The sequence below is a fragment of the Vulcanococcus limneticus LL genome, from assembly GCF_943369875.1.
Lineage (GTDB): Bacteria > Cyanobacteriota > Cyanobacteriia > PCC-6307 > Cyanobiaceae > Vulcanococcus > Vulcanococcus limneticus_A.
This window is the reverse complement of sequence record NZ_CALROT020000001.1, coordinates 447,728-463,844: the sequence shown is the minus strand read 5'-3', so window position 1 is coordinate 463,844 and position 16,117 is coordinate 447,728. Positions and strand designations below refer to the sequence as shown.

General features: G+C 71.1%; 16 protein-coding genes. 8 read left to right on the top strand and 8 right to left on the bottom strand.

What is annotated here, in order from left to right; genetic code table 11:
• Positions 1–6: 6 nt before the first annotated feature.
• Complete coding sequence (gene dxs, locus ACLV7J_RS02260; protein WP_411867487.1) at positions 7–1,917, bottom strand: 1-deoxy-D-xylulose-5-phosphate synthase; 1,911 nt, start codon at positions 1,915–1,917, stop codon at positions 7–9.
• 225 nt (positions 1,918–2,142) lie between these two features.
• Between dxs and ilvA the strand changes: the two genes are divergently transcribed.
• From ilvA to ACLV7J_RS02245, 3 genes are read left to right on the top strand one after another with little or no spacing between them, the layout of a single operon-like run.
• The gene (gene ilvA / locus ACLV7J_RS02255; protein WP_411867586.1) at positions 2,143–3,714 is read left to right on the top strand and encodes a threonine ammonia-lyase, biosynthetic; all 1,572 of its coding nucleotides are present in this window, start codon (positions 2,143–2,145) and stop codon (positions 3,712–3,714) included.
• A 31-nt stretch (positions 3,715–3,745) separates the two neighbouring features.
• Positions 3,746–4,429 (top strand): SMC-Scp complex subunit ScpB, encoded by a 684-nt coding sequence (scpB, locus tag ACLV7J_RS02250; RefSeq protein ID WP_411867486.1) that lies wholly within the window; start codon positions 3,746–3,748, stop codon positions 4,427–4,429.
• Positions 4,430–4,482: 53 nt separating this feature from the next.
• Positions 4,483–4,770, top strand: coding sequence for a YggT family protein (locus ACLV7J_RS02245; protein ID WP_411867485.1), 288 nt, complete (start codon positions 4,483–4,485; stop codon positions 4,768–4,770).
• A 19-nt stretch (positions 4,771–4,789) separates the two neighbouring features.
• Here ACLV7J_RS02245 and ACLV7J_RS02240 read toward each other — a convergent pair whose 3' ends face one another.
• Together ACLV7J_RS02240 and ACLV7J_RS02235 are read right to left on the bottom strand one after the other, a co-directional pair.
• Complete coding sequence (locus ACLV7J_RS02240; RefSeq protein ID WP_411867585.1) at positions 4,790–5,260, bottom strand: hypothetical protein; 471 nt, start codon at positions 5,258–5,260, stop codon at positions 4,790–4,792.
• A 104-nt stretch (positions 5,261–5,364) separates the two neighbouring features.
• A complete protein-coding gene (locus ACLV7J_RS02235) occupies positions 5,365–5,694 on the bottom strand; it encodes a nucleoside triphosphate pyrophosphohydrolase family protein (RefSeq protein ID WP_411867484.1) in 330 nt (109 codons plus the stop codon).
• 60 nt (positions 5,695–5,754) lie between these two features.
• Between ACLV7J_RS02235 and pyk the strand changes: the two genes are divergently transcribed.
• The 4 genes from pyk (at position 5,755) to ftsH (ending at position 11,417) form a co-directional block, all read left to right on the top strand.
• Positions 5,755–7,539 (top strand): pyruvate kinase, encoded by a 1,785-nt coding sequence (gene pyk, locus ACLV7J_RS02230; RefSeq protein WP_411867483.1) that lies wholly within the window; start codon positions 5,755–5,757, stop codon positions 7,537–7,539.
• 54 nt (positions 7,540–7,593) lie between these two features.
• Complete coding sequence (locus tag ACLV7J_RS02225) at positions 7,594–8,823, top strand: ABC transporter permease (RefSeq protein ID WP_411867482.1); 1,230 nt, start codon at positions 7,594–7,596, stop codon at positions 8,821–8,823.
• A 145-nt stretch (positions 8,824–8,968) separates the two neighbouring features.
• A complete protein-coding gene (locus tag ACLV7J_RS02220) occupies positions 8,969–9,352 on the top strand; it encodes a DUF1830 domain-containing protein (RefSeq protein WP_411867481.1) in 384 nt (127 codons plus the stop codon).
• A 106-nt stretch (positions 9,353–9,458) separates the two neighbouring features.
• Positions 9,459–11,417, top strand: coding sequence for an ATP-dependent zinc metalloprotease FtsH (gene ftsH, locus ACLV7J_RS02215; protein WP_411867480.1), 1,959 nt, complete (start codon positions 9,459–9,461; stop codon positions 11,415–11,417).
• Between the two features lie 112 nt (positions 11,418–11,529).
• On the opposite strand, the gene ACLV7J_RS02210 is transcribed toward ftsH, so the two are convergent.
• Together ACLV7J_RS02210 and clpP are read right to left on the bottom strand one after the other, a co-directional pair.
• Positions 11,530–11,706 (bottom strand): DUF2256 domain-containing protein, encoded by a 177-nt coding sequence (locus tag ACLV7J_RS02210; protein WP_411867479.1) that lies wholly within the window; start codon positions 11,704–11,706, stop codon positions 11,530–11,532.
• 25 nt (positions 11,707–11,731) lie between these two features.
• Positions 11,732–12,322 carry an ATP-dependent Clp endopeptidase proteolytic subunit ClpP gene (clpP, locus tag ACLV7J_RS02205; RefSeq protein ID WP_411867478.1) on the bottom strand — a complete coding sequence of 197 codons (591 nt, stop codon included), beginning with the start codon at positions 12,320–12,322 and terminating at the stop codon, positions 11,732–11,734.
• A 108-nt stretch (positions 12,323–12,430) separates the two neighbouring features.
• Here clpP and psb29 point away from each other — a divergent pair, with 108 nt between their 5' ends.
• Positions 12,431–13,171, top strand: a complete 741-nt coding sequence (gene psb29, locus ACLV7J_RS02200) for a photosystem II biogenesis protein Psp29 (protein ID WP_411867477.1) — start codon at positions 12,431–12,433, stop codon at positions 13,169–13,171.
• On the opposite strand, the gene ACLV7J_RS02195 is transcribed toward psb29, so the two are convergent.
• Genes ACLV7J_RS02195 through ACLV7J_RS02185 form a run of 3 tightly spaced genes read right to left on the bottom strand, consistent with a single transcriptional unit; the run spans position 13,168 to position 16,117 of the window.
• On the bottom strand, positions 13,168–14,616 hold the full coding sequence (locus ACLV7J_RS02195; protein ID WP_411867476.1) for a hypothetical protein: 1,449 nt from the start codon (positions 14,614–14,616) through the stop codon (positions 13,168–13,170). The genes psb29 and ACLV7J_RS02195 overlap by 4 nt on opposite strands.
• Positions 14,613–15,971 carry a CofH family radical SAM protein gene (locus ACLV7J_RS02190; RefSeq protein ID WP_411867475.1) on the bottom strand — a complete coding sequence of 453 codons (1,359 nt, stop codon included), beginning with the start codon at positions 15,969–15,971 and terminating at the stop codon, positions 14,613–14,615. The genes ACLV7J_RS02195 and ACLV7J_RS02190 overlap by 4 nt, the downstream gene beginning before the upstream one ends.
• On the bottom strand, positions 15,968–16,117 hold the full coding sequence (locus ACLV7J_RS02185; protein ID WP_411867474.1) for a hypothetical protein: 150 nt from the start codon (positions 16,115–16,117) through the stop codon (positions 15,968–15,970). The genes ACLV7J_RS02190 and ACLV7J_RS02185 overlap by 4 nt, the downstream gene beginning before the upstream one ends.

Genomic DNA, 16,117 nt, shown 5'->3' with positions numbered 1-16,117 from the left:
GTGGTCTCAGACGCCGACGGGGTGGCGCTGGAGGGCCGAGCCGAAGCGCTGCAGGATCCGATCCGCCATCTGGGGCGGCGTCAAGCCGAGGGCCTGCTTGCTCTGGTCCGGGCTGGCGTGGTCCACCAGCACATCGGGGATGCCGATGCGGAACACGGGCACGAGCACGTCGTGGTCGTTGAGGGCCTCCACCACGGCGGCGCCGAAGCCACCGGCAAGGGCACCCTCCTCCATGGTCACCACCCGGCCGATGCGCTTGGCCATCGGACCGATCAGCTCCTCATCCAGGGGCCGCAGGAAGCGGGCATTGATCACGGCGGCCCGCACGCCCTGCTCCTGCAGCAGGCCGGCGGTGGCCATGGCCGGACCCACCATGGCCCCGTAGGCCACGATCAGCAGGTCGTCGCCGTCGGTGAGCAGCTCGCCCCGACCGATCTCCAGGGGCTCCCAGCCCTCCTCCATCAAGGGCACGCCCTCGCCCTCACCGCGGGGGATGCGCAGGGCGCAGGGACCGCTGTGGTGGATGGAGGTCACCAGCATCCGCTGCAGTTCCGCCTCATCCTTGGGGGCCATCACCGTGAAGTTGGGGATGGCGCGGAAGTAGCTGATGTCGTACTGGCCCTGGTGGGTGGGGCCGTCGGCCCCCACGATGCCGGCCCGGTCCATCACGAAGGTCACGGGCAGGTTCTGGATGCCCACGTCGTGGATCAGCTGGTCGAAGGCGCGCTGCAGGAAGGTGCTGTAGATCGCCACCACGGGCCGCAGGCCCTCGCAGGCCATGCCGGCCGCCATGGTCACAGCGTGCTGCTCGGCGATGCCCACATCGAAATACTGCTGAGGGCGGGCCTTCTCCAGCAGGTCCAGGCCGGTTCCGGTGGCCATGGCGGCGGTGATGCCCACCACCCGCGGGTCCTGCTCGCAGATGGTCACCAGGGTCTGGCCGAAGACCTTGGAATAGCTGGGGGGCTTGGGCTTGCTGGAGGGGTAGGCCTTGCCGGTGGCCAGGTCGAAGGCGCTCTGGGCGTGGTAGCCCACCTGGTCTTCCTCGGCGAAGGCGTAGCCCTTGCCCTTGGTGGTGGCCACATGCACCAGCACCGGACCCGGCGTGCTGTGGGCCTGCTCGAAGGTGCGCACCATCTCGGCGATGTTGTGGCCATCGACCGGACCGATGTAGGTGAAGCCCAGCTCCTCGAACACGGCGCCCAGCTTGGGCACCGCCAGGCGCTTCATGCTCTCCTTGAGGGTCTTGAGCTCGCTCGGCAGCTCGCCGTGCAGGAAGGGGAGGTGCTTGATCGCCTCCTCGGCGTTGTCCTGCAGGAACTGCAGCGGCTTGCTGTGCCGCATGCGGTTCAGGTGGGTCGAGAGGGCCCCCACCGGCGGGCTGATCGACATGTCGTTGTCGTTCAGCACCACCAGCAGGTTGGTCTTGGGCAGGTGGCCGGCGTGGTTGATGGCCTCCAGGGCCATGCCGCCGGTGAGGGCGCCATCGCCGATCACCGCCACGCACTTGAAGTGCTCACCGCGCTGGTCCCGGGCCAGGGCCATGCCCAGGGCCGCCGAGATCGAGGTGGAGGCGTGGCCGGCGCCGAAGTGGTCGAAGCGGCTCTCGCAGCGCTTGAGGTAGCCGGCGACGCCGCCCTGCTGACGCAGGCTGTCGAAGCTGTTGAAGCGGCCGGTCACCAGCTTGTGGGGATAGGCCTGGTGGCCCACGTCCCACACGACCCGATCCCGGTCGAGGTCGAGGGTCTGGTACAGGGCCAGGGTGAGCTCCACCACGCCCAGGCCTGGGCCCAGGTGGCCGCCGCTGGTGCTCACCACCTCCAGGTGGCGCTCGCGGATCTGCCGGGCGATGCCCTCGAGCTCGGCCGTGCTCAGGCCATGCAGCTGATTCGGATGATTCAGCTCGCTGAGATGCATGCCCCACGCCTTCATTGAAGATCAATCTACGTGCTGCGCCCCAGGAGCCGGCGGCCGGCGCCCTGCCTCTCAGGCGCTTGGCACACTGGTCCCATCGGTGCGTCGGCAGGGGAGATCGGGATGGGGAGCGGCGAGGAGCACCGGGCGCTGGGCCAGGCCAGCCCCCAGGGCGCCGGCGAACCCACCGGCACGGCCAGCGGGGCCGAAGCGGATCCCGGGGCCGAGATGCTGCGGCGCATCCTGCGGGCGCGGGTCTACGACGTGGCGATCGAGTCGCCCCTGGACCCGGCCCCCAACCTCTCGCGCCGCCTGGGCAACACCGTGCTGCTCAAGCGGGAGGACCTGCAGCCGGTGTTCAGCTTCAAGCTGCGCGGTGCCTACAACAAGATGGCGGGCCTCACGCCGGCCGAGCTGGAGCGGGGCGTGATCGCCGCCAGCGCCGGCAACCACGCCCAGGGGGTGGCCCTGGGGGCCCAGAAGCTGGGCACCCGGGCGGTGATCGTGATGCCGGTCACCACGCCGGAGATGAAGGTGCGGGCCGTGGCCGCCCGCGGCGCCGAGGTGGTGCTCCACGGCGACAACTACGACGCCGCCTGCGCCGAGGCCACCCGCCTGGCCACCGAGCGGGGCCTCACCTTCATCCACCCCTTCGACGATCCGGACGTGATCGCCGGCCAGGGCACCATCGGCCTGGAGATCCTGCGCCAGTGCTCGGAGCCGCCCGATGCCATCTACATCGCCGTGGGCGGCGGCGGCCTGATCGCCGGCATCGGCGCCTACGTGAAGGCGCTCTGGCCCCAGGTGGAGATCATCGGCGTGGAGCCGGTGGACGCCGACGCCATGACCCGCTCCCTGGCGGCGGGCGAGCGGGTGCGCCTGGAGCAGGTGGGCCTGTTCGCCGACGGCGTGGCCGTGCGCGAGGTGGGCGCCACCACCTTCGCCCTGGCCCGCCGCACGGTGGACGCCATGGTGACGGTGGACACCGATGAGATCTGTGCCGCCATCAAGGACGTGTTCGAGGACACCCGCTCGATCCTCGAGCCGGCGGGCGCCCTGGCCGTGGCGGGCATGAAGGCGGATGTGGCCCGCCGGGGCCTCAAGGGCCGCACCCTGGTGGCGGTGGCCTGCGGGGCCAACATGAACTTCGACCGCCTGCGCTTCGTGGCCGAGCGGGCCGAGCTGGGCGAGGAGCGGGAGGCGATGCTGGCGGTGGAGATCCCCGAGCAGCCCGGCAGCCTGCGGCGCTTCTGCGGCCTGCTGGGCCAGCGCAGCCTCACCGAGTTCAGCTACCGCCTGGCGGATCCGCGCCGCGCCCACATCTTCGTGGGGGTGCAGACCCAGGGGCCCAGCGACACCCGCGAGCTGATCGCCGCCCTGGAGGACGCCGGCTTCCCCTGCCTCGACCTCAGCCACAACGAACTGGCCAAGCTGCACCTGCGCCACATGGTGGGGGGCCGCCTGCCCGCCGGCGCCGGCGCGGCCGCCGGCAAGGGCCGCGAACTGCTCTACAGCTTCGTGTTCCCGGAGCGGCCCGGGGCGCTGATGGCCTTCGTGACCAGCCTGCATCCGGACTGGAACATCAGCATCTTCCACTACCGCAACCACGGCGCCGACGTGGGCCGGATCGTGGTGGGGGTGCAGGTGCCACCGGCCGAGCTGGAGGCCTGGCAGGCGTTCCTCGACGGCCTCGACTACGACTTCATCAACGAGACCGAGAACCCGGCCTACCGCCTGTTCCTGGGGGAGCTGGCGGAGCCCCTGCCGGCGCTGGTGGCCGGCACGGCAGGCGTTGGGTAGCGTTTCCCCATCCCCGAGCTGGAGCGAGGCCATGCCCAGCGACGACCAGGCCGAGGCCCCCGCAGCCGCCGCCACTCCTGCGCCCGCCTCCCCAGCGCCCATCCCCCCCAGCCTGGAGCGGCTGTCGCTGCCGGCCCGGATGGAGGCGATCCTCTACCTCAAGGGCCGTCCCCTCTCCCTGGGCGAACTGGCGGAGATCGCCGGCGTGGAGCGCGATGCCGCCGAGCTGGGGCTGATCACCCTGATGGCCGACTACGCCCACCGCGACACGGCCCTGGAGATCCGCCAGGAGGGCCAGCGCTACAGCCTGCAGCTGCGCGACGGCCTGGCGGATCTGGTGCAGAACCTGCTGCCGGTGGACCTCTCGACCGCCGCCCTGCGCACCCTGGCCACGATCGCCCTCAAGAAGCGGGTGCTCCAGTCGGAGCTGGTGGAGCTGCGCGGCTCCGGCGCCTACGACCACATCAAGGAACTGCTGGCCCAGAACTTCATCGATCGCAAGCGCCAGAGCGATGGCCGCTCCTTCTGGCTCAGCCTCAGCGAGAAGTTCCACCGCACCTTCGCCGTGAGCACCGATGAGCTGCTGGCGGCCCGGCGGCCAGCTGCGCCGGGGCCGGAGCCGCTGCGCGCCGCCCCGGAACCGGATCCCGGCCAAGGCGCCCCCACCGGATCTGAGCCCGGAGCCACGGCGGACGACTGGGAGCAGGCCGCCTAGGAACGGCGCTGCATAGAGTTCACGGGATTCCCCCCATCGCCGCCGATCAGCCCATGGAAGCCGTGAGCCTGCTCCTTTCCGTGCTGGGCCGCACCCTCGAGATCTACTCGCTGATCCTGCTGGTGCGGGTGCTGCTGAGCTGGTTCCCCAACCTGGACTGGAGCAACCCGCTGCTCTCCACCGTGAGCTCGATCACCGATCCCTACCTGAATGCCTTCCGCGGCCTGATCCCGCCCATCGGCGGCCTGGACCTCTCGGCGATCGTGGCCTTCCTGGCCCTCAGCCTCGGCCAGCAGCTGCTGGGGGCCGCCAGCATGAGCATGCTGGCCAGCGGCTACTGAGGCGCGGCCCAGGCCGGACTCAGTCCAGTCCGGCCACGTCCTGCTCCAGGGGCAGCAGGTCGTCGTCGACGCCGGCCCGGGTGCGCACCGGTGCGTTGAAGCCGCGGGCCTTCACGTTGGAGAAGGTGAAGGGACCCGGCGTGCCGGCCGGCACCGCCAGCCGGAGGGCAAAGGCGGAGGGGCCAGGCGGCACATCGCCGATCGAGCCCACCCGCGAGCGGTTCTGCAGCACCGGTTCGCCGCTGGCATCGAGGATCTGGGCGAACACATCGGTGTCCACCACCGGCTTCTTGCCGGGGTTGGTCACCACGCCGCGCAGGGCATAGCAGCTGGCGCCGCTGGGGCGCCGCAGCTGGGGCTGGGAGCCCACGTCCTCGGCGGGGCAGGGCTCCAGGCTCACCTCACTCACCACCAGGTTGGCCGCCCAGGCCGGCGCGGCGACGGCCAGCAGAGAGCCGCCAGCCAGGAGCACCGCCAGTGCCAGGGGCAGCACCGCAGACACCAGGGCGCCGGACCAGCGCAGTGCCGCTAGGCGCCAGGGCCGGACCTGACGCGGCCCCCACGACCGCTCCGCTGTCGCCGGCGCTGCCCCTGTCATCGCTGATCGCCACTGCCTGCGATCACGTTACGGGCGGCGCGGCTGGCGAGCTTGGCCAGGTTGGCGGCACCGATCTCCTCCAGCTCGAAGTCGAGCTCGCTGGCCAGCTGTGCCACGTACCAGAGCACATCCCCCAGCTCCAGCTTCAGGGCCTCCCGCACCTCCGGCGAGAACACGCCACCGCTGTCGCGCAGCACCTTCTTCACCTTGTCGGCCACTTCACCGGCCTCGCCGCAGAGCCCCAGGGTTGGATAGATGGGATTGCGGCCCACATCCGGATAGCGGGCGGTTTCGCGGGCTCCCTGCTGATAGGCATTGAGATCCATTGGGGCAACAGGGTTGGTGGGCCCCGATGGTAGTGTCGCCCCTAACTTTGGCCCCGCCGAATGGCCCTGCCCGATCTCACGCGTCGCACCAAGATCGTGGCCACCATCGGCCCTGCCACGGAATCTCCCGAGAAGCTGCGCGACCTGATCGAGGCCGGCGCCACCACCTTCCGCCTCAACTTCTCCCACGGCGACCACAGCGAGCACGCCGCCCGCATCGCCACCATCCGCCAGGTGGGCCGCGAACTCGGCATCGATGTGGGCATCCTGCAGGACCTGCAGGGCCCCAAGATCCGCCTGGGCCGCTTCAAGGACGGCCCGATCACCCTGGCTAAGGGCGACGCCTTCACGCTCACCTCGCGGAACGTGGAGTGCAACCAGGAAATCGCCACCGTCACCTACGACAAGCTGGCCGATGAGGTGCTGCCCGGCAGCCGCATCCTGCTGGATGACGGTCGGGTGGAGATGGTGGTTGACCGGGTCGATCAGGCCCAGCAGACCCTCTACTGCACCGTGACGGTGGGTGGGGTGCTCTCCAACAACAAGGGGGTCAACTTCCCGGACGTGCAGCTCTCGATCCGGGCCCTCACCGACAAGGACCGCACCGACCTGGCCTTCGGCCTGCAGCAGGGCGTGGACTGGGTGGCGCTCAGCTTCGTGCGCAACCCCTCCGACATGCAGGAGATCAAGGAGCTGATCCGCGGCCACGGCTACAACACGCCGGTGGTGGCCAAGATCGAGAAGTTCGAGGCCATCGATCAGATCGACGCGATCCTGCCCCTCTGCGACGGGGTGATGGTGGCCCGCGGCGATCTGGGCGTGGAGATGCCCGCCGAAGAGGTGCCGCTCCTCCAGAAGGAACTGATCCGCAAGGCCAACAACCTGGGCATCCCGGTGATCACCGCCACCCAGATGCTGGATTCGATGGTGAGCTGCCCCCGTCCCACCCGGGCCGAGGTGAGCGACGTGGCCAACGCCATCCTCGACGGCACCGACGCCGTGATGCTCTCCAACGAGAGCGCCGTGGGCGACTTCCCCGTGGAGGCGGTGGCCACCATGAGCCAGATCGCCCGCCGCATCGAGCGCGACTACCCGCGCCGCTCGGTGGAGAGCCACCTGGCCTCCACCATCCCCAACGCCATCAGCCAGGCCGTGAGCGCCATCGCCCGCCAGCTGGAGGCCTCGGCGATCCTCACCCTCACCAAGAGCGGCGCCACCGCCCGCAACGTGAGCAAGTTCCGTCCCTCCACCCCGATCCTGGCGATCACCAGCGAGGTGGATGTGGCCCGCCGCCTGCAGCTGGTGTGGGGCGTGAACACCCTGCTGGTGCATCAGGAGCACTCCGCCACCAGCACCTTCACCATCGCCATGGGCGTGGCCCAGGAGCTGGGGGTGCTCAGCGAGGGCGACCTCGTGGTGCAGACCGCCGGCACCCTGGCCGGGGTGAGCGGCTCCACCGACCTGGTGAAGGTGGGCATCGTGAGCGCCGTGCTGGGCCGGGGCCTGGGCATCGGCAACGGCTCGGTGAGCGGCCGGGTGCGGCTGGCCACCACGGCGGCTGAGGCCGAGGGCCTGGAGAGCGGTGAGATCCTCGTGGTGCGCGACACCGACGCCGACTACCTCGACGCGATCCGTCGGGCCAAGGGGGTGATCGCCGAGGCCGAGGGTCCCGGCAGCCACGCCGCCACCATCGCCCAGAAGCTGGGCGTGCCCGTGATCGTGGGGGTGGCCAACGCCACCGACGAGCTGCGCCACGGCGAGATGGTGACCCTGGAACTGCGTGAGGGCGTGGTGCACCGCGGCGCCCGCAACCACACCGTGGCCTCCGCCGGCTCGCTGGCCTGATCCGGATCCGCCAGGATCTCCCAGCCCACCTTCGTCGAGCGGAGCCGCACCTCCATGGCCGCCAAGCTGCCCCTGCGTGAAACCGTGGGGATGGCCCTGCACACGCTGCGCACCAACCGGCTGCGCAGCCTGCTCACGATGCTCGGCATCGTGATCGGCAACGCCTCGGTGATCACCCTGGTGGGCGTGGGCAAGGGTGCCCAGAACCTGGCGGAGGGGCAGCTCAACACCCTCGGCGCCAACGTGCTGTTCGTGGTGCCGGGCAACAACGACACCCGCCGCCAGGGCATCGACTCCCCCAAGACGCTGGTGCTGCAGGACGCCGAGGCCATCGCCGAGCAGGTGCCCAGCGTGCGGCGCGTGGCGCCCCAGATCACGATCAACGCCGTGGTGCAGGCGGGATCCCGCAGCCAGAGCAGCTCGGTGTCGGGCATCACGCCCGACTTTCTGACGGTGCGGCGCTTCGAGGTGGCCCAGGGCCGCTTCTTCAACCAGCGCGACCTGGACTCGGCCCGCAACGTGGCGGTGGTGGGCCCGGATCTGGCCAGCAAGCTGCAGCCGGTGGGCTCGATCCTGGGCCGCAACCTGCGCATCCGCGACCAGAGCTTCGAGGTGATCGGCGTGCTGAGCCCCAAGGGGGCCGTGTTCGGCTCCAACCAGGACGAGATCGCCTACATCCCGCTCACCACGATGGTGAGCAAGCTGAGCGGCCGCGATCCCACCTACGGGGTGAGCCTCAGTTTCATCAGCGTGGAGGCCCGCGACGAGGCCAGCACCGGGGCGGCCAAGTTCCAGATCACGAACCTGCTGCGCCAGCGCCACCGCATCCTGCGGGACGACGACTTCGCCGTGCGCTCCCAGAAGGACGCCCTCTCGATCGTGGGCACGATCACCGGTGGCCTGACCCTGATGCTCGCCGCCATCGGCGCCATCTCCCTGCTGGTGGGCGGGATCGGGATCATGAACATCATGTTGGTGTCGGTGAGTGAGCGCACCGAGGAGATCGGCCTGCGCAAGGCCGTGGGGGCCCGCAGCAGCGACGTGCTGGCCCAGTTCCTGGTGGAGTCGCTGGTGCTGGCCAGCCTGGGCGGGGTGATCGGCAGCGCCCTGGGGCTCTCGGCGGTCACGGCGGTGGCCCGCTTCACCCCCCTGCCCGCCTCGATCGGCGCCGACAGCGTGCTGATCACCGTGGGGCTCTCGGGCTCGATCGGCCTGATCTTCGGGGTGCTGCCGGCGCGACGGGCCGCCCGGCTGGATCCGATTGCCGCCCTGCGCAGCCTCTGAGCCGCCGCTGCCGGCACCTGGGCAGCGCCGCCGCCCCACCGGCCGATCCCCAAAGAAACCCTTAAGAACGCCAATCCGTGTCGAAGGCCACCAACCGCTGCGGGCGGCGATGGCTTGATAGATCCTGATCTTGAGGTATGGACTCTTGGGCCTGTTCTCCTGCGGCTACCGCAATGGCACCGATCGCATGGTGATCGTGCGTTGCCTTGGCCCCGAGGAGTTCTTCCTTGAGCGGGTGGTGTTCCCGTTTGAGCTGCTGAACTTCCTGGCACCGCGCGACGCGGTGGTGGAGATCTGGACCCACGGCCTCGGCGGAGCCGAGCTGGTGGAGAGCCTCGGCGCCGCGGAACTGGCCATGGATCAGGAGCTGGATCCCGAGCCTGAGGCGGACCCGGAGCCGGAGGCCAAGGCCGAGCCGATCGCCAAGGCCAAGGCGGCACGCGGCGGCGAATCCGGCGGTCTGGGCCTGGCGCCGGAGCCCGCGGCCTGCCGCTCCCTGGAGCCGGCCCGCTGGCTGAACGCCGGCTGAACCCGTAGACGGCCCAGAATGGGATCAATCAAGTGATCGCGAAGCTCCCGCCCCGCGTGAGGGAGCTTTACACTTGTTAAACATCCCTCAGGATTCCGTCCCCGCCATGAATCAGCGCTGGCGCACCATCGCCCTCTGGGTCCTCCCGATCGGCGTCGCGTTGTTCCTCGGCTGGCAGGTGCTCGGCAGCGGCCCCAACCGCATCGGCCCCAGCGGCCCCACCGTGGCACCCCGCAACGCCGCCGTGGCCCGCATGAGCTACGGCCGCTTCCTCGACTACGTCGAGGCGGGTCGCGTGACGGCGGTGGATGTGTTCGACGGCGGCCGCAGCGCCGTGATCGAGGCGGTGGATCCGGACCTCGACAACCGCGTGCAGCGCCTGCGGGTTGATCTTCCCGGCCTGGCCCCCGAGCTGGTGAACAAGCTCAAGTCCGAGGGCATCAGCTTCGACATCCATCCGCCCCGCACCTCCCCGCCTGTGCTGGGCCTGCTCGGCAACCTGCTGTTCCCGCTGCTGCTGATCGGCGCCCTGGTGTTCCTGGCCCGCCGCGGCAGCGGTATGCCCGGCGGCCCCGGCCAGGCGATGGCCTTCGGCAAGACCAAGGCCCGCTTCGCCATGGAGGCCGAAACCGGCGTCAAGTTCGACGACGTGGCCGGCGTGGAGGAGGCCAAGCAGGACCTCCAGGAAGTGGTGACCTTCCTCAAGACCCCCGAGCGTTTCACCGCCGTGGGCGCCAAGATCCCCAAGGGTGTGCTGCTGGTGGGCCCTCCCGGCACCGGCAAGACACTGCTGGCCAAGGCCATCGCCGGTGAAGCCGGCGTTCCCTTCTTCTCCCTCTCGGGCTCCGAGTTCGTGGAGATGTTCGTGGGCGTGGGCGCCAGCCGCGTGCGCGACCTGTTCAAGCGGGCCAAGGAGAACAGCCCCTGCCTGATCTTCATCGACGAGATCGACGCCGTGGGCCGTCAGCGCGGCGCCGGTGTGGGCGGCGGCAACGACGAGCGGGAGCAGACCCTCAACCAGCTCCTCACGGAGATGGATGGCTTCGAGGGCAACAGCGGCATCATCATCATTGCCGCCACCAACCGGGCCGACGTGCTCGATTCGGCGCTGCTGCGTCCCGGCCGCTTCGATCGCCAAGTGATGGTGGACGTGCCCGACATCAAGGGCCGCCTCTCGATCCTCAACGTGCACGCCCGCGACAAGAAGCTGGCCGCGGACGTGAGCCTGGAGGCCATCGCCCGCCGCACCCCCGGGTTCTCCGGCGCCGACCTGGCCAACCTGCTGAATGAGGCTGCGATCCTCACCGCCCGCCGCCGCAAGGAGGCCACCACCCTGGCCGAGATCGACGACGCAGTGGACCGGATCATCGCCGGCATGGAGGGCAAGCCCCTCACCGACGGTCGTAGCAAGCGCCTGATCGCGTACCACGAAGTGGGCCATGCCCTGGTGGGCACCCTGATCAAGGCCCACGACCCGGTGCAGAAGGTGACGCTGGTGCCCCGCGGCCAGGCCCAGGGTCTGACCTGGTTCTCCCCCGATGAGGAGCAGATGCTGGTGAGCCGCGCCCAGCTGCGGGCCCGGATCATGGGCGCCCTGGGCGGCCGCGCCGCCGAGGACGTGGTGTTCGGCCACGCCGAGGTGACCACCGGCGCCGGCGGCGACATCCAGCAGGTGGCCTCGATCGCCCGCCAGATGGTGACCCGCTTCGGCATGAGCGACCTGGGTCAGGTGTCGTTCGAAGCCGGCAACCAGGAAGTGTTCCTGGGCCGCGACCTGATGACCCGCAGCGATGGCTCCGACCGCCTAGCCAGCAAGATCGACCTGGCCGTGCGCGAGATCGTGCAGACCTGCTACGCCGACACCGTGAAGCTGGTGGCCGACCACCGGGCCTGCATGGACCGGGTGGTGGACCTGCTGATCGAGAAGGAGAGCCTCGACGGCGACGAGTTCCGCGCCATCGTGAGCGAATTCGCCACGATCCCCGAGAAGGAGCGCTTCTCGCCCTTCCTCGCCGAGGTGAACGTGGAGGCCACCCCGGCCCCCGAGACCGCCACCGCCGGCTGAGCGAGGGCCTTGGCCCAGCTCCGGTGAGCTGGGCGCGAACAGATTGGCCAGCCGCCTCGAACGAGCCGGCTGAAACCAAAGCCCCCTGGACCCGCGATGGGTTCAGGGGGCTTCAGCGTTGGTGGCGGCAGCGATCGGAGCAGTAGATCACCTCCTCCCACACCGCCCTCCACTTCCGGCGCCACACAAAAGGCCTGCCGCAGACCGGGCAGACCTTGGAGGGGCGCTGGCTGGGGGGCAGGCCCTTGCCGCCGGGACGGGCGTCCGGCTTGCCGCGACCGCGTGCCACGGGAGCCGACTCAGACGGGCCGGATTCAGACGGGCCGCACGGGGCGCTTGTCGATCACCTTGTCGATCAGGCCGTACTCGACGGCCTCGGCCGGCGACATGAAGAAGTCGCGGTCGGTGTCCTCCTCGATGCGGGTGAGGGGCTGGCCGGTGCGATCAGCCAGTTCCTGGTTGAGCTTCTTCTTGAGGTAGAGGATCTCGTCGGCCTGGATGCGGATGTCGCTGGCCTGGCCCCGGGCGCCGCCCAGGGGCTGGTGGATCATGATCCGCGAGTGGGTGAGGCTGCTGCGCTTGCCCTTGGCGCCGGCGGCGAGCAGGAAGGCGCCCATGGAGGCGGCCAGGCCCAGGCACACGGTCTGCACATCGGGCTTGATGTGCTGCATCGTGTCGAAGATGCCGAGGCCGTCGTAGACGGAACCGCCGGGGGAGTTGATGTAGAGGAAGATGTCCTTCTCGGGGTCTTCCGCTTCCAGGAACAGCAGCTGCGCCACCACCCGGTTGGCCGATTCGGCGGTCACCGGCTCCCCCAGAAAGATGATGCGTTCGCGCAGCAGGCGCGAATAGATGTCGAACGCGCGCTCTCCCCGGCCCGACTCTTCGATCACGATCGGGATCACGGACACAGACGGGACAGCAGCTGGGCTTGATCCTACTGAGCCCGGCCGCTGCGCGAGCGGCGCCAGCGGCTGCAGCGCTATGGTCCCAGGACCCTTGGATCCTTCAGCGTGGGCGCCTGTCTCACCGTTGCCGACAGCAAGCGCGCCTTCCACCAGGCCTTTCCGCATGTGATCGCGCCGCTCTACCGCCGGCTCGTGGATGAGCTGCTGGTGGAGCTGCACCTGCTGAGCCATCAGAAGGGTTTCCGCCCCGATGGCCTGTTCGCCGTGGGGCTCACCCAGGTGTTCGACAGCCTCTCGCGTGGCTACCGCCCGGAGGACCAGAAGGAGCCCCTGTTCCAGGCCCTCTGCAGCGCCACCGGCTACGAGGCCGCTGAGATGCGCCGCCAGGCGGCCCAGGCGATCGAGGCCGCGGGCCACCACAGCTTCGACGAGGTGCGCGGCTGGCTCACCAACCGGGGCGAGGGCGCTCCGGCCCCGATCGCCGAGCTGCTGGGCCAGGTGCAGCGCGAGGACTTTCACTACTCCCGGCTGGTGGCCGTGGGCCTGCTGAGCCTGCTGCAGCGGGCCCAGGGGGCCGATGGGATGGACCCCCAGGCCCTGCGGGAAGCGGCCCACGGCATCGGCGAGGCGATGGGCCTGCTCAAGGAGCGGGTCGACAAGGACCTGGCCCTCTACGCCGCCAACATCGAGAAGCTGGCCCAGGCCGTGGAGCTGATGGAGGAGACCCTGGCGGCCGAGCGCCGCCGCCGCCAGCGCCAGGAAGAGGGCGCCAGCGCCACCCCGACCGCCGACGAAGCCGCCGCTCCCGAGGCCACTCCGGCCGGCGACACCTCCGCCCAGGCCTAACGGCCCAGCTCCAGGCGCCCCGCCAGGCCCAGCTGCGGGCCGGTGGAGCCGCGCCGATCGGCCGGGGCACTGAGGCCCAGCAGCTCCACCTGGGAGGCTCGCCGCACCAGGGGGGGCAGCGCCTCGGGCAGCAGCCCCAGCCGGGCCAGGGCGGCGGGCCGGAGGCGCAGGATCAGATCGGTGGAACCCTCCCCTGCCGCCCCCACAGCGGCACCGGCATCGGTGCCCTGGGCGGCCTGTCCAGGCGACTGCGCCGTCACGGCCGGAACCGGACCCAGGGAGAGCAGCAGCCGCGGCTGCTGAGCCGAACCGCCGCCGCGGGGGAGGCTCCAGCGCCAGCCACCCACCACGGTGCCGTCCTCCCGCTGCCAGGTGCTCACCGGCAGGCTGGTGGCCGGGCCGGGCCGCTGCAGCTGCTGCCCCGACGCCCCGGACTCCTGCTCCAGCAGGCCCTGATCCAGCAGGGCCTTGCGGGTGCGGGCCAGCACCTCCAGCCAGGGGCCGCGGTCTGGACCGACGGCCAGCTCCAGCTCCAGGCCCGCCTGAAAGGGGCCGGTGGGCTGCTCCCGCAGCCGCAGCACGAAGGGGGTGCGCTGCAGCAGTGGCAGCTGGGCCGGGCCAAGGCCATAGCGCTGGGCCAGGGGCTCGCGCAGCAGCTGGCTGGCGAGCAGGCCCTGGGTGAGCAGCCCCAGGCGGCGGCCCGCCAGTTCCAGCACCACGGGGCCCGCCAGCGGCTGGCGCGGGCCCAGGGCGGGCACGGGGGGCGCGGCGCTGAGCAGACCGGCGGTGCCGCTGGCCTCCCCCTGCCAGACCAGGGAGCCGCCACGGCTGTCGAGGCCGAGGCAGCCCTGCTGCAGCGCCAGCGCCAGGGGCGCCAGGGGGCCAAGCATCTGGCCCAGGGCTGCCCCGTTCCAGAGCACCGCCTCCCGCTGGCCCAGCAGGGCGACGCAGCGCTGCTCCAGTCCCTGGGGGGCTCGCTGACGCACCTTCAGCTGCTGCTGCAGCAACTGCAGGGCCAGGGGGTCGGGGGCCACCACCACCAGGTCGTCGAGGCGCAGGGCCAGAGACGGAAGGGGGGAGGTAGGCCGGGGCGCCACCAGCTCGGCCGGCAGCACCAGATAGGCGCCCGCATCGGCATGGGCACCCCAGAACTGCCACCAGAGCCGCGGCTGGCGCTGCCAGAGCTGCTGGGCCCGCGCCGCCCCGAGACGCTGGCTCCACAGCTCCGGCAGGGGCTGGCCGCTGGCGGTGCCGAAGCTCTGCAGCAGGGCGGCCGAGCTCAGCAGGCGCTGCAGGCCGGCGGCGTTGCTGCGGGGCTGGCGGCGCAGGCCGATCAGGGGCAGCAGCAGCAGCAGGGCCAGGGCCAGACAGGTGGCGGGCAGTGGCCACCGCAGCAGGGCCGCGCGCAGCTGGGGGCCGAGGGGCCTGGGCGGGGCGAGGCTCACGCCGGGGCTCCGTAAAGGGTGGTGCGCCGGCGCACCGGACGGCCCAGCTGGCGGGCGGCGCCCTCCAGCTGCTCCGGGGTCTGGGCGGTGCCGCCGCGGGCGCCGGCCATGCTGGTGATGGATTCCTCCATCAGGGTGCCGCCCAGGTCGTTGCAGCCCCAGCGCAGGGCCTCGCGGGCGCCGGCGAGGGTGAGCTTCACCCAGCTGGGCTGGTGGTTCACGAACCAGCTGCCCAGCAGCAGCCGCGCCTGGGCCGTGAGCCGCAGCATCGCCTGCAGGTCGGGCTGGTCGCGCCCCACCCGCTGCCGCAGGGGCGCTGGGGCGTGGGCGCCCACGAAGGGAAGCAGCACGAACTCGGAGAAGCCACGGCGGGAATGCTGCCAGGCGTGCTGTTGCAGGGCCACCAGGGTGAGCAGGTGCGCCGCCAGGTCGGCCGGCTGCTCGATGTGGCCGGCCATCAGGGTGGCGGTGCTGGCCACACCGGCGCGGTGCAGCTCGAGCACCACGGCACACCAGGCCCGGGCGCTCAGCTTTTCAGGGCAGAGCCGCTGCCGCACCCGCTCGCTCAGCACCTCGGCCGCGGTGCCCGGCACCGACCCCAGCCCGGCGGCCTGCAGCTCGGCGATCACCCGCTGCAGCGGCAGGCCGTCCTGCTCGGCGATGAACAGCAGCTCCTGGGGGGAGAAGGCGTGCAGGTGGATGCCGGGGGCGGCCTCCAGGCAGGCCTCCAGCAGCTGGCGGTAGTAGGCCAGGGCGCTGCCGTTCAGCCGGGCCTCGGGGTTGAGACCCCCCTGCAGGCAGAGCTCGGTGGCGCCGATGGCCTGGGCCTGGTGGGCGCGCTCCTGGAGCAGCTCCAGGGGGTGCCAGTAGGCGCCGGCGTCGCCGGCGTCGCGGCGGAAGGCGCAGAAGCCGCAGTGCTGCTCGCAGTGGTTGGTGAAGTTGAGGTTGCGGTTCACCACGTAGGTGACCGTCTCCCCGGCCAGGGCCTGCCGGCGGCGATCGGCCAGCTGGCGAAGGCTGGAAGCGGCGGCGAGCTGGCCACCGGGATCGCCTGTGGACTCGACGCCGGTCTCCGCTGAGCCACGGACCACCGGCTCAGCCGCGGCGTGGTCAGGCCAGGTGAGCAGCTCGAGGGCCAACGGTGCGGCCTGCCTGGGATCGACCCGTTCGGCACGGCGCGGATCCAGATGCTGATCCAGACGCTCCACCAGGCCCTGCAGCCCAGCCTCAGGGTCAGCAGCGATCTGAGCCGGCCGCACCTCCACCGGGACACTCACCCCCTCGGGGGGCGGTACCAGCAGGTCGGCCGCCAGACGCCAGGACCAGTCCGCCAGGGCTGCGGGCTGTCCGCTCACCGCTTGGTGGAGCCGGCGGTCTGACGCCGACGCCGGTCGCGCCATTCGACGGTGGAGAGGTAGAGCACGCCACCGCTCACAAACACCAGCAGCACGGTGGCGACGATGGCGAGCAGGTTGGTGGCCGGAAGGGGCAGGTCAGCCAA

Excerpts from the sequence above, each read along its gene's own strand:
- dxs (WP_411867487.1), bottom strand. The coding sequence starts at position 1,917 with ATGCATCTCAGCGAGCTGAATCATCCGAATCAGCTGCATGGCCTGAGC.
- ilvA (WP_411867586.1), top strand. The coding sequence starts at position 2,143 with ATGCTGCGGCGCATCCTGCGGGCGCGGGTCTACGACGTGGCGATCGAG.
- scpB (WP_411867486.1), top strand. The coding sequence starts at position 3,746 with ATGCCCAGCGACGACCAGGCCGAGGCCCCCGCAGCCGCCGCCACTCCT.
- ACLV7J_RS02245 (WP_411867485.1), top strand. The coding sequence starts at position 4,483 with ATGGAAGCCGTGAGCCTGCTCCTTTCCGTGCTGGGCCGCACCCTCGAG.
- ACLV7J_RS02235 (WP_411867484.1), bottom strand. The coding sequence starts at position 5,694 with ATGGATCTCAATGCCTATCAGCAGGGAGCCCGCGAAACCGCCCGCTAT.
- pyk (WP_411867483.1), top strand. The coding sequence starts at position 5,755 with ATGGCCCTGCCCGATCTCACGCGTCGCACCAAGATCGTGGCCACCATC.
- ACLV7J_RS02225 (WP_411867482.1), top strand. The coding sequence starts at position 7,594 with ATGGCCGCCAAGCTGCCCCTGCGTGAAACCGTGGGGATGGCCCTGCAC.
- ftsH (WP_411867480.1), top strand. The coding sequence starts at position 9,459 with ATGAATCAGCGCTGGCGCACCATCGCCCTCTGGGTCCTCCCGATCGGC.